This window comes from Streptomyces laculatispora, from assembly GCF_017353455.1.
Lineage (GTDB): Bacteria > Actinomycetota > Actinomycetes > Streptomycetales > Streptomycetaceae > Streptomyces > Streptomyces laculatispora.
The window spans coordinates 1-12,492 of sequence record NZ_JAFMPZ010000537.1; the positions used below are offsets into that span (position 1 = coordinate 1).

Here is a 12,492-nt window from a genome sequence, read left to right on the forward strand (position 1 = left end):
GCGAGCGCCATCGCGATCATCACGCGCTGGCGCATTCCGCCGGAGAGCTGGTGCGGGTAGGCCCCGAGCCGGTCCGCGGAGATTCCGACGAGCTTCAGCAACTCCTCGGCGCGTGCGGTGCGCTGGGCCCGCTTCATCTCCGGGCGGTGGGCCTGGAGTACGTCGGTGAGCTGGCTGTGGACCGTGTGGACCGGATTGAGGGAGTTCATCGCGCCCTGGAAGACGATCGACAGCTCCTGCCAGCGGAAGGCCCGGAGTTCGGGGGCCGACAGGGTCAGCAGGTCGAGCGCCTCGCCGCCGCGCTGGTGGTAGCGGACCTCGCCGCCGGTGATGACGCCGGGTGGGGAGAGCAGCCGGGTGACGGCGTACGCCAGGGTGGACTTGCCGGAGCCCGACTCGCCCGCGAGGCCGAGGACCTCGCCCCGGTGCAGGGTGAGGTCGATATCGCGCAGCGCGTGCACGGCGTCGTCCCCGGTCCCGTAGTCGACGTTGAGGCCGCTGATGCTGAGGACGGGCTCGCTCATGAGCGGGTCTCCTTGTCGTGCCTGCCGCGCGCCCCGGCCTTGTCCGTACCGCGTGCCACGGGGGTGAAGCCGACCCGCATCCGGACCTTGCGGGAGCCGCCGGTCTCGGTGCGCAGGCGCGGGTTGACGAATTCGTCGATGCCGAAGTTGATCAGGGCGAGGGACATCCCGAGCAGGGCGATGCAGAGCCCGGCCGGGACGAACCACCACCACGCGCCCTGGGCCAGGGCCTGGTTGGACTGCGCCCAGAACAGGACGGTCCCCCAGTTCCAGTTGGAGATGTCGGCGACGCCGATGAAGGCGAGGGTGATCTCGGAGAGGATGGCGAAGATGACCGTGCCGACGAAGCCGGAGGCGATGACGGCGGTCAGGTTGGGCATCACCTCGAACAGGATGATCCGCCAGGTCGACTCACCGGTGGCGCGGGCCGCCTCGACGTAGTCCCGGCGGCGCAGGGAGAGCGTCTGGGCGCGCAGCACCCGGGCGCCCCAGGCCCAGGAGGTCAGGGCGATGACGGTCGCGATCAGCAGGTCGCCCGCGTCGGAGACGAAGCTGGCGATGATGATGATCAGCGGCAGTCCGGGGATGACGAGGAAGACGTTGGAGAGCAGCGAGAGCACCTCGTCGGCCGTGCCGCCGAGGAAGCCGGCGCTGACGCCGATCAGCACGGACAGGATCGTGGCGAGGATGCCGGCGGTGAATCCGACGACCAGGACTCCGCGGGTGCCGACGAGGATCTGCGAGAGCACGTCCTGACCGGTCTGGGTGGTGCCGAACCAGTGGGCCCCGGACGGCGGCTGGAGCAGTTCCTTGCCCATGGTGTCCGGGTCGTACGGGGCGATCCATGGGCCGATGACGGCGATCAGCACGAAGAAGAGCAGGATGCCGAGTCCGATGACGGTCTTGCGGCCGCGCAGGAAACGGAACCTGCGCTTGCTGGGCGCCGGGGTGTCGGCGGTAGCGAGTACGGCGACCTCTGGGGCGGTGACGGCCATTGTCCTACGCCTCCCTTCGGGTACGGGGGTCGAGGATCATGTAGAGCACGTCGGCGAGGAGGTTCGCCGCGAGGACGGAGAGCGTGATGATCAGGAAGACGCCCTGCATCAGGGGGTAGTCCTTGGCTCCCACGCCCTGGAAGAGCTGGTATCCGATGCCCGGGTAGGAGAAGACCATCTCCACCAGCAGCGTGCCGCCGACGATGAAGCCGAGCGAGAGGGCGAAGCCGGAGATGTTGGGCAGGATCGCGTTGCGGGCGGCGTACCCGAACATCACCCGGCGCTCGGAGAGCCCCTTGGCCTGGGCGACCATGACGTAGTCCTCGGAGGAGACCGTCACCATCATGTTGCGCATGCCGAGGATCCAGCCGGCCACCGCGCTGAGCACGATGGTGAGGCCGGGCAGCACTCCGTGGTAGAGCGCGCTGGAGATGAACGGCCAGTCGAAGGCGGGGACGAGCGAGTTGTCGTAACCGCCCGCGGCCGGGAAGAGCGGCCACTTCACCGCGAACAGCGAGATGGCGATGAGGCCGAGCCAGAAGTACGGGATCGCGGAGATGAAGGTGGTGACGGGCAGCAGGCTGTCCATCCAGGAGCCGCGCCGCCAGCCGGTGAAGACGCCGATCCCGGTGCCGAGCACGAAGCTGATCAGCGTGGTGATGCCGACGAGCGCGAGCGTCCACGGCAGCGACTGGGCGATCACCTCGCTCACCGGTGTCGGGAAGAAGGTGAAGGACAGGCCGAGGTCCCCGTCGAGCAGATGGCCCCAGTAGTCGGTGTACTGCTGCCAGATCGACTGGTGCTTGTCCAGGCCGAAGAGGGCCTTGAGGGAGGCGATGGCGCTGGTGTCCAGCTGCCCCTGGAAGCGGGCGATGAGGGCCTGCACCGGGTCGCCGGGCATCAGCCGCGGGATGAGGAAGTTGATGGTGATCGCGGCCCACGCGGTGACCAGGTAGAAGGCGAGCCTCTGGAGCAGGTACTTCACTTCGCGGCCTCCTTCTCGTGGTCAGCGGCGCGGCCGGCGGCGTCGGCGTACAGCCAGCAGGCCGCCCACTGGCCGTCGGCCAGGTCGAAGCGGGGCGGCAGTTCGGTGCGGCAGCGTTCCATCGCCTTGGGGCAGCGCGGGTGGAAGCGGCAGCCGGCCGGTGGCGCGATGAGCGACGGGGGCTCGCCGCTGCCGGTCTCCTCCTGCTCCGCATCGGCGACCACCCGGTCCGGGTCGGGTGCCGAGGCGATCAGCAGCTGGGTGTAGGGGTGTGCGGGGCGCTGGGTGACGGTCTCGCTGTCACCGCCCTCCACGATCCGGCCCGCGTACATCACCAGCGTGGAGTCCGCGAAGTAGCGGGCGGAGGCGATGTCGTGGGTGATGTAGAGGATCGCGAGGTGCATGCGGTCCTTGAGGTCCTTGAGCAGGTTGAGCACTCCGAGCCGGATCGAGACGTCCAGCATCGAGACGGGCTCGTCGGCGAGGAGGACCTGGGGGTCGGCGCCGAGCGCGCGGGCGATGGCCACGCGCTGGCGCTGACCTCCCGACAGCTCGTGCGGGAACTTGTCCAGGTACTGATGAGGAGGAGTCAGCTGGACGCGGTTCAGCAGAGCGGTCAGGTTCTGTTCCAGTTCCGCCTCGCCGTTCCCCGCCCGGCCGTGGATCTTCAGTGCCCGGGTGAGGTGGTAGCGCACGGTGTGCACGGGGTTCAGCGAGGCGAACGGGTCCTGGAAGATGAGCTGGACCCGGCGTACGTAACTGCGGAAGGACCGGCCACGTCCGGCCTTCACCGGCTGTCCGCCCAGGTGGATCTCGCCCTCGGTGAGCGGATACAGCTGGGCGAGCAGTCTGGCGACGGTGGACTTCCCGGAGCCCGACTCCCCCACCAGTGCCGTCACGGTGCCGCGCCGCAGTTTCAGCGAGACGTCGTCGACGGCGTGGACGGTGCGGCGCTTGCCCGCGAGGAGATCGCGGCCGGTGCGCCGTACGGCGAAGTGTTTGGTGACTCCGCGTGCTTCGAGCACGACGTGGTTCTTTTCGAGCTGTTCAGACATGGCCGGTACCTGGATCCCTGGGTGTGAGGCCGACGGCCTTACTTCGACGGCTTGAGCTTCAGCACGACTTCCAGCGACGAGGGCTGGGTGTGCTGCGGGTCGGCGTACGGGTCGGCCTCGGTGGGCCAGCCCACCCAGTTCTTGGTGGAGTACTCGGCCCCGATGGGGGCGGCGGCGGTCGGGATCATCGGCGCCTGCTCGACCATGATCTTCTGCAGCGTGTTCATCGCGGTGATGCGCACGGTGTCGGTCGTGGCGCTGGCGAAGTCCTTGAGCGCCTCGGTGGCCTCGGTGTTCTTGAAGCGGCCGAAGTTGCCGAGCTGGGAGGCCTTGCCGATGGGCTGGAGCAGCGCGCCGTCCATGATGTTCTGGTACATGTCGTACGGGGTGGCGCCGCTGTTGGTCCAGTGCAGGGTGGCGTCGAAGTTGCCGTTGGCGACGTCCGCGCCCCAGGCCTCGGCGGTCTGCGTCTTGACCTTGGCCTCGATGCCGAGCTTCTTGATGTTGTCCTTGATGATCGCGAGGCCGGTGATGTAGTCGTTCCAGCCGGCCGGGTCGGTGAAGGTCAGCTTCACCGGCTTGCCGCTCGGGTCCTTCAGCACTCCGCCGCTGAGCGTGAAGCCGGCCTTGTCGAGGATCTTCTTGGCGCCCTCGACATCGGGCTTCGTGGTGGCGTTCTTGTACTCGGGGGCGATGAAGGACTTGCCGGCGGGCAACGGGATGCCGGTCGGGTTGGTGATCTCCGGGTAGAGGGTCGCCTCGGCCTGGGTGTAGATCGCGTTGCGGTCGACGACCATCGCCATGGCCTTGCGCAGCGCCGGGTTGTCGAAGGGCTTGCGGGCGGTGTTGAACCACAGTCCGTGGATGCCGAGCCCGGAGGGGAACCACAGCTTGTGGTTCTTGGGGTCCTTGGCGATGTACAGCTGCTTGTAGTTCGGCATGAAGACGAACGACCACTCGAGCTTGCCGCCGGCCAGCGCGGTGGTGGCGGCGCTGTTGTCGTTGTACGTGCTGTACCGAAGCTCCTTGACCTTCGTCGCGCCCTTCCAGTAGGTGGGCGTGGCGGTCAGGGTGGTGGTCTGCGGGGTGAACGTCTTGAGCTTGTACGGGCCCGAGCCGACGGGCGTGCGGTTGGGCCAGGTCTCCGGGTTCTTGACGCCTTCCCAGATGTGCTTGGGCACGATGAACTGCTGGATGATCTTGTTCTGGTTGACGTACTGGGAGTCGTCGAAGGTCAGCACGACCTTCTTGCCCTGAACCTCGACCCCGCCGAAGGCGATGCCGTTGCCGTTGAGCGCCGGGTGCTTCTTCAGCAGGTTGAAGGTGAACGCCACGTCCTCGGCGGTCAGCGGCTTGCCGTCGGCCCACTTGGCCTTGTCATCGAGGGTGAAGGTGACCTTGGTGAAGTTGAGGTCCCACTTCCAGGACGTCGCCAGCCACGGATCGGCCTTGTCGGCGGGCCGGATCTGGCTCGTCATCGCCAGCGGCTCGTAGATCATCCAGCGATAGCCGAGGGTGGCGCCCGCCGAGGTGTTCAGGAACGGGTTGCTGTTGTTCGTCTGCGGCCCGTCGGGCTTGCCCAGCGTCAGGATGCCCGACGCGGCGCTGCCGCCCTTGTTGGCGTTCGAGTTGGCTGACGAGCATCCGGCGGCGAGCGCGACCACCGCGGTGGCGAGCGCGACCGCTCTGAGCGTGTGGTGACGGCGTGCGGACATGGCGACTCCAGGAGGGACTGGCGGGTCTGGGAGATCCGGAAACGGGCAGCGCTCGGCGCGCCGGGTACGGGCGGTGCGGGTGCGGTGCGGGGCGCGCAGCCGGCTGCTGCACGGAGTACGGGAGCGGCGGGGCCGGTCCGGCCCCGGCCGCTAGGGCGCCGAGTGGCGCACGACCAGTTCGGTGGGCAGCACGAGGGGTGCGTCGGGTACGGCCGTGCCGCCGAGGTGGGAGAGCAGCATCCGTGCGGCCGTCTCACCCATCTGCCGGGTGGGCTGGCGCACGGTGGTCAGCGGCGGTTCGGTGTGCTCGGCCATCGGGATGTCGTCGAATCCGACCACCGCGATGTCGCCGGGAACGGACCGTCCCGCGGCGCGCAGCGCCCGCAGCACGCCTGCCGCGGTGATGTCGTTGTGTGCGAAGACCGAGTCGAACTCCACGCCGGAGGCGATGAGTTGCTCCACGGCCAGCCGGCCGCAGATCTCGGTGAAGTCCCCGCGGACGACGAGGTCGGTGGGCAGGACGGAGACGAATCCCGCGAGCCGGTCGCGTACGCAGCCGAAGTCCTGGGGGCCCGTGATGACCAGGGGCCTGGTGCGGCCGGCAGACCGCAGATGGCGGGCGGCCGACGCGCCTCCTTCGTGGTTGGTGGTCACGACGGAGGGGAATTCGGGGTGGTGGCCGCGATCGTCGATCAGCACGATCGGCAGACCACCGCGGTGCAGTGCGGTGAGATGGTCGAGGGTGTTCTCGGGTTCGACGACGACCAGTCCGTCGAAGGCCCGCGCCGACACCTGGCTGGTGAAGCGCTCAACGGACTCGGCCCCGCGGTTGCAGGTGAAGAGCAGCAGCCCGTAGTCGGCGGCCTCGACGGTGTCGACGACGCCCTGAAGCACCTCGCCCATCCACGGCCAGGTCAGCGAGGGCACCAGCATGCCGACCGTGCGGCTGCTGCCGCGGGCCAGACCGACGGCGCCCGAGCTGGGCACATAGCCGAGCTGTGCGATCACTTCACGAACACGGGCGGCCGTTGAACCGTCCACTTCGCCCTTGGTGTTGATGACCCGGGACACGGTCGTCTTGCTGACGCCGGCCTCGCGGGCGACATCAGCGATGGTGACACGCATCGGGGGCCTCCAGGACACAACGGGACAGAGAGAGCGGCCGGTCGTGGAACCGGTTCCGCAACCGGTTCCGGAACCGGTACCGGCGTTGGTGGCGTGAGTTAACCCCGCTGGAACAGAGTCGTCAATACTTCACACCGAGATTGGTCCGTACCCATCCTGCGAGCTGCGGGGAAGGCCAATGTGTTCAAGTCCTGAACGTGCACCCTCTTGACGTGGGCACGTAAGAGCAGTTCACTCACGCCTCGTTCGACGGCACGTTCCCCACGCTCCCGCCGAGGAAGGTCTTGAGCATGATCCGATCAGGAAGAGCCGTACGGGTGCTGCTCGCCGCAGCGCTCGCCTCCGCCGGTCTCACCGGCCTCTCGTCCGGCACCGCCCAGGCCGCGGGCGAGAGCGTCGGCATCACGCTGACCACCACCGATGACTCCGGCGGCCGGCATGTCACCCGGGGCCTGGAGGCCCAGGCCCCGGTCGCCTTCACCGCCGGTACCGGCGGCGCCGGTACGAACATCACGGTCGACGAGAACACCCGGTACCAGACCTTCACCGGCGGCGGCGCCTCGTTCACCGATACGGCCGCGTACCTGATGAAGAGCAGCGGGGCGCTGAGCCAGGCGACCCGGGATGCCACGATGAGGAAGCTGTTCTCCCCCACGGACGGCATCGGGCTCTCGTTCGTACGCAATCCGATGGGCGGCTCGGACCTGGCCCGGACCGGCTACACCTACGACGACCTCCCCGCCGGGCAGACCGACCCGGGGCTCGGGAAATTCTCGATCGCACACGATCTCGCGGACGTGCTCCCGCTGACCAAGCAGGCCAGGGAACTGAACCCGGCCCTGACGACGGTGGCGTCCCCGTGGACCGCTCCGGCGTGGATGAAGGACAACGGGCAGTTGAACGGCGGCTGGCTGAAGGCGGAGAACTACGGCTCGTACGCCGACTACTTCGTGAAGTACCTCCAGGCCTACCGGGACCAGGGCGTTCCGGTGGACTACGTCACCGCGCAGAACGAGCCGACCTGCTGTTCCGGCTACCCCTCGATGAGCTGGAACGGCTCCGGGCTCGCCTACTTCACCAAGAGCGAACTGCTCCCCAAGCTCCAGTCGGCCGGCCTGTCCACCAAGGTGCTGGCGCACGACTGGAACTGGGACACCTACGACGCGTACGCCGCGGCCACCGTGAACGACGCGGAGGTGCGCAACCACCCCAACTTCGGCGGGGTCGCCTGGCACGGGTACGGCGGTGACGTCGCCAAGCAGACGGCGGTGCACGACCAGTACCCCTCGATGGACGCCTTCCAGACCGAGCACTCGGGCGGTACCTGGATCGCCGACCAGCAGCGCGAGGACATGCTGAACATCATCGACTACACCCGCAACTGGGCGAAGTCGGTGACCAAGTGGTCCCTGGCGGTGGACCAGAACCGCGGCCCGCACAACGGCGGCTGCGGCACCTGCGACGGGCTGATCACCGTGCACGACAGGGACGGCCGCAGCGGGCAGGTCGACTACAACATCGAGTACTACACGATGGGCCACCTGACCAAGTTCGTCCGTCCGGGAGCCTCCCGGATCGCCTCCACGGCCAGCTCCGCCGTGCCCAATGTCGCCTGGCGCAACCCGGACGGCTCGAAGGCCCTGATCGCGTACAACGGCGGCGGCTCGGCGCAGCAGATCACCGTCAACTGGGGTGGCAGCCGGTTCACTTACTCACTGCCCGCCCGCACTTCGGCGACCTTCACCTGGTCCGGCACCCCGTCCGGCCCGGCGGGCACCTCCGGAGCCCTGGCGACGGGCGGCAAGTGCCTGGACGCCACCGGCAACACGGCCGCCGACGGCACCCCGGCCCAGCTCTGGGACTGCACCGGCGCGGCGAACCAGCGCTGGACGCTCCCGGGCGACGGCTCGGTCCGCACACTGGGCGCCTGCCTGGACGTCGCGGGCGGCGCCACGGCGAACGGAGCGAAGGTCCAGCTGTACACCTGCAACGGTTCCGCGGCGCAGCGCTGGACGTACGACGCGGCCACCGGTGACGTCGTCAACCCGGCCTCGGGCAAGTGCCTCGACGTGGTCGACCGGTCGACGGCGAACGGCGCCCGCACCCAGATCTGGACGTGCACGGGGGCGGCCAACCAGAAGTGGCACCTGGGGTAGGAGACGCGCGCCCCTGGCGGCGGACCGGATCCGGTCCGCCGTCGGGGCGCGCCCGTTCCTACTCCGTCGGCTCGATCCCCGCCCGCAGCAGCCCGAAGGTGTACGCGTCCTCCAGCGCCTGCCAGGACGCCGCGATGATGTTCTCGGCGACGCCCACGGTCGACCAGTCGGCGGTGCCGTCACCCGTGGTGATCAGGACCCTGGTCGTGGAGTCGGTGCCGGTGCGCCCCTCCAGGATGCGGACCTTGTAGTCCACCAGCTCCAGCTTGGCGAGCTGGGGGTAGATCCGCTCCAGCGCGACCCGCAGCGCCCGGTCCAGGGCGTTGACCGGGCCGTTGCCCTCGGCGGTCGCGACGATGCGCTCGCCCTTGGCCCAGAGCTTCACGGTCGCCTCGTTGGCGTGCGTGCCGTCGGGGCGGTCCTCGACGATGACGCGCCAGGACTCGGTACGGAAGTAGCGGCGTACCCGGCCCTCCGCCTCGGCCCGCAGCAGCAGCTCGAAGGAGGCGTCGGCCGCCTCGTAGGTGTAGCCCTTGAGCTCGCGCTCCTTGACCCGCTCGACGACGCGCCCGACGAGCTCGCGGTCACCCCCGAGGTCGATGCCGAGCTCCTGGCTCTTGAGCTCGATGGAGGCGCGGCCCGCCATGTCGGAGACGAGCATCCGCATGGTGTTGCCGACCAGCGCGGGATCGATGTGCTGGTACAGGTCGGGGTCGACCTTGATCGCGGAGGCGTGCAGCCCGGCCTTGTGGGCGAAGGCCGAGACGCCGACGTAGGGCTGGTGGGTGGAGGGGGCGAGGTTGACGACCTCGGCGATGGCGTGCGAGACGCGGGTCATGTCGGCGAGCGCGCCCTCGGGCAGCACGGTCTTGCCGTACTTGAGCTCCAGCGCGGCGACGACGGGGAAGAGGTTGGCGTTGCCGACCCGTTCGCCGTAGCCGTTGGCGGTGCACTGGACGTGGGTGGCGCCCGCGTCGACCGCGGCCAGGGTGTTGGCGACGGCGCAGCCGGTGTCGTCCTGGGCGTGGATGCCGAGACGGGCGCCGGTGTCGGCGAGGACGGTGGAGACGACGGCCTGGACCTGGGCCGGGAGCATCCCGCCGTTGGTGTCGCAGAGGATGACGACGTCCGCGCCGGCCTCGGACGCGGCGCGGACGACGGCCTTGGCGTACTCGGCGTTGGCGCGGTAGCCGTCGAAGAAGTGCTCGCAGTCGACGAAGACCCGGCGGCCCTGCTCGCGGAGGAAGGAGACGGTGTCGCGGACCATCTCCAGGTTCTCCTCCAGCGTGGTGCGCAGGGCCAGTTCCACATGGCGGTCGTGGGACTTGGCGACCAGAGTGATCACCGGCGCGCCCGACGCCAGCAGCGCCTTGACCTGGGGGTCCTCGGCCGCCTTGCCGCCCGCCCTGCGGGTCGCGCCGAAGGCGACCAGCTCGGCGTTGCGGAATTCGATCTCCTGCTGGGCGCGGGCGAAGAACTCGGTGTCGCGGGGGTTGGCGCCCGGCCAGCCGCCCTCGATGAAGCCGACGCCGAAGTTGTCCAGGTGCCGGGCGATGGTGAGCTTGTCGGCGACCGTCAGGTTGATGCCTTCACGCTGCGCACCGTCGCGCAGCGTGGTGTCGAAGACATGGAAGCTGTCGTCGGTGGGCTTGGCCTTTGTGGTCATGCTGGTCTGACTCCTGTCGGATGAGTGGATCCGGACGATCTGGCTCCACTTGCCCCCATCATCCCGCGCGCCTCGCCCCGGCCGAGGTGAGGGCCGGAAAACAAAAAACCCCTCGCGGGTGCGAGAGGTCTGCGCGCGGGTCTGGGGCACGATGGCCGCGCCGTACATGGTGGTACGGAACGGTCACTGCGGACCGGCGCGCCTGTTGCCAATAATCATGACGAACGAGGACACGGAGGCAGTGTGGCACAGGACCGCCTCCGTGCCGTGTCCCGTCTCAGGATGCGGGCGTGGTGCTCGTCGCTCCGGCCTGCTGCGGCTGCTCCCGCGGCTGACCGGCCGCGGCGACCCGGTTCAGGTCGATGTCGCGGGTCTCGCGCATCGACAGGTAGACGATGAGGGAGACCGCGGCGCAGCCCGCCACGTACCAGTAGAAGCCGGATTCGGCCCCGGCGTCCTTGAACCAGAGCGCCACGTACTCGGCGGTACCGCCGAACAGCGCGTTGGCGACGGCGTACGAGAGGCCGACCCCCAGGGCGCGGATGCCGGTCGGGAAGAGCTCGGCCTTCACACACGCGTTGATGGAGGTGTAGCCGGTGACCACGACCAGGGCGAGGAGCGCCAGGCCGAGCGCGGGCCAGAAGGTGTCGGCGTGCTTGAGCATCGTCATGATCGGCACGGTCAGGAAGGTCGAGCCGACGGCGAAGGTGATCAGCAGCGGACGGCGGCCGATCCGGTCGGACAGCATGCCGGCCAGCGGCTGGATGCACATGAAGACGAACAGGGCGCAGAAGCTGACGAGCGAGGCGGTGGACTTGTCCATGCCGGCGCTCTTGGAGAGGAACTTGGTGAGGTAGGTGGTGTACGTGTAGTAGGCCACCGTCCCGCCCATGGTCAGCGCCATCACCAGGAACGCCTCGCGCCGGTGCTGCCAGAGCACCTTCAGCGTGCCGCGGTCCTGCTGCTCGGCGGCGCCGGACTCGGCATACACCTCCGTCTCCAGCATGGAGCGGCGCAGATAGAAGACGACGGCGGCGCCGAGCGCGCCGACGACGAACGGGATGCGCCAGCCCCAGCTGTGCAGCGCCGCGTCGGACATGTTGCGCTGGAGGACGATCTGGAGGCCGAGGCCGACGAGTTGGCCAGCGGTCATGGAGACGTACTGGAAGCTGGAGGCGAAGCCGCGCTTCTCGGGGGCGGAGGCCTCGGTGAGGTAGGTGGCGCTGGCGGCGTACTCACCGCCGACCGAGAGCCCCTGGAGCAGCCGGGCGAGCATCAGTACGGCGACCCCGCCGTATCCGGCGACGTCGTAGGTGGGCGCGATGGCGATCAGGATCGCGGAGGCCGACATGAGGGTGACGGTGAGGGTGAGCGCGGCCTTGCGGCCCTTGCGGTCACCGATCCGGCCGAGCAGCCAGCCGCCGACCGGTCTCATGAAGAAGCCGACGGCGAAGATGCCCATCGTGTTCATGAGGTTGGCGGTCTCGTTGCCCTCGGGGAAGAACGAGTCCGCGAAGTAGACCGCGAAGGTCGCGTACACGAACCAGTCGAACCACTCGACCATGTTGCCGGCGGAGCCGACCCAGATCTTCTTCCATTGCTCTCGTCCCATGGTTGGTCACCGTGCCCCAGCCGCCGGAGAACTAACAGGATGCACAGGACAACGACCGGTCTTGGGTGCGTTGTGTTCACCGCACGAGCGAGTCCCGCAGGAACTCCCCCACATGGGACAGAACTTGTCCGCGGCCGGTACCGGGGATACCGACGGCGACATGGACGCTGAAGCCGTCCAGAAGGGCGCGCAGCCGGGTGGCGAAGCGGTCCGGGTCCACGGCGCGGAACTCGCCGCGCGAGATGCCCTCGGCCAGCAGCGCCACCAGGTCCCGGTGCCAGGCCCCCTCGATGGCGGCCATCCGGCCGCGGGCGTCGGCGTCCGCGTTCTGCGAGCGGTTCCAGACCTCAAGCCAGAGCGTCCAGTGGGGGTCGCGCGGCCCTTCGGGGACATACAGGTGCACATAGGCGTCGAGCCGCTGGGCGGCGGACGCCTGCCGGGAGAGCAGGGCGCCGCGCTCGGCGCCGAGCCGGCCCTCGCTCCACTCCAGGGTCTGCAGCAGCAGCTCGTCCTTGGTCCGGAAGTAGTACAGCAGGTGCCCGCTGCTCATCCCGACCTCCCGCCCGAGCCCGGCCATGGTCAGCCCGTCGAGCCCGCGCTCGGCGATGGTGGCCATGGCGGCGACGAGCAGGGACTCGCGGGGCGGGGCCGTGTTGCGC

General features: G+C 69.1%; 10 protein-coding genes. 1 reads left to right on the plus strand and 9 read right to left on the minus strand.

The features are described 5' to 3' along the window. From J1C73_RS28295 to J1C73_RS28320, 6 genes are all read right to left on the minus strand, one after another. Positions 1 to 524: ATP-binding cassette domain-containing protein (locus J1C73_RS28295; RefSeq protein WP_207318863.1), on the minus strand; the 524-nt coding region annotated here is incomplete at its 3' end. After that, positions 521 to 1,519, minus strand: a complete 999-nt coding sequence (locus J1C73_RS28300) for an ABC transporter permease (protein ID WP_123461839.1) — start codon at positions 1,517 to 1,519, stop codon at positions 521 to 523. The genes J1C73_RS28295 and J1C73_RS28300, both read right to left, overlap by 4 nt. A gap of 4 nt (positions 1,520 to 1,523) precedes the next feature. Beyond that, complete coding sequence (locus J1C73_RS28305; protein WP_207318864.1) at positions 1,524 to 2,504, minus strand: ABC transporter permease; 981 nt, start codon at positions 2,502 to 2,504, stop codon at positions 1,524 to 1,526. Further along, on the minus strand, positions 2,501 to 3,559 hold the full coding sequence (locus tag J1C73_RS28310; RefSeq protein ID WP_207318865.1) for an ABC transporter ATP-binding protein: 1,059 nt from the start codon (positions 3,557 to 3,559) through the stop codon (positions 2,501 to 2,503). Before J1C73_RS28310 ends, J1C73_RS28305 begins: the two co-directional genes overlap by 4 nt. Positions 3,560 to 3,597: 38 nt before the next feature. Next, complete coding sequence (locus tag J1C73_RS28315) at positions 3,598 to 5,274, minus strand: ABC transporter substrate-binding protein (RefSeq protein ID WP_207318866.1); 1,677 nt, start codon at positions 5,272 to 5,274, stop codon at positions 3,598 to 3,600. A gap of 150 nt (positions 5,275 to 5,424) precedes the next feature. Further along, the gene (locus J1C73_RS28320) at positions 5,425 to 6,399 is read right to left on the minus strand and encodes a LacI family DNA-binding transcriptional regulator (protein ID WP_207318867.1); all 975 of its coding nucleotides are present in this window, start codon (positions 6,397 to 6,399) and stop codon (positions 5,425 to 5,427) included. A gap of 290 nt (positions 6,400 to 6,689) precedes the next feature. On the opposite strand from J1C73_RS28320, the gene J1C73_RS28325 reads away from it, so the two are divergent. Then, the gene (locus J1C73_RS28325; protein WP_207318868.1) at positions 6,690 to 8,555 is read left to right on the plus strand and encodes a ricin-type beta-trefoil lectin domain protein; all 1,866 of its coding nucleotides are present in this window, start codon (positions 6,690 to 6,692) and stop codon (positions 8,553 to 8,555) included. Between the two features lie 58 nt (positions 8,556 to 8,613). Here the strand turns inward: J1C73_RS28325 and cimA are convergent, their stop codons facing one another. From cimA to J1C73_RS28340, 3 genes are all read right to left on the minus strand, one after another. After that, positions 8,614 to 10,221, minus strand: coding sequence for a citramalate synthase (cimA, locus tag J1C73_RS28330; protein ID WP_207318869.1), 1,608 nt, complete (start codon positions 10,219 to 10,221; stop codon positions 8,614 to 8,616). Between the two features lie 277 nt (positions 10,222 to 10,498). Continuing rightward, positions 10,499 to 11,833 (minus strand): MFS transporter, encoded by a 1,335-nt coding sequence (locus J1C73_RS28335; RefSeq protein ID WP_207318870.1) that lies wholly within the window; start codon positions 11,831 to 11,833, stop codon positions 10,499 to 10,501. A 76-nt stretch (positions 11,834 to 11,909) separates the two neighbouring features. Next, positions 11,910 to 12,492, minus strand: a 583-nt coding sequence (locus J1C73_RS28340; RefSeq protein WP_242644823.1) for a TetR/AcrR family transcriptional regulator, incomplete at its 5' end; no start/stop codon positions are given.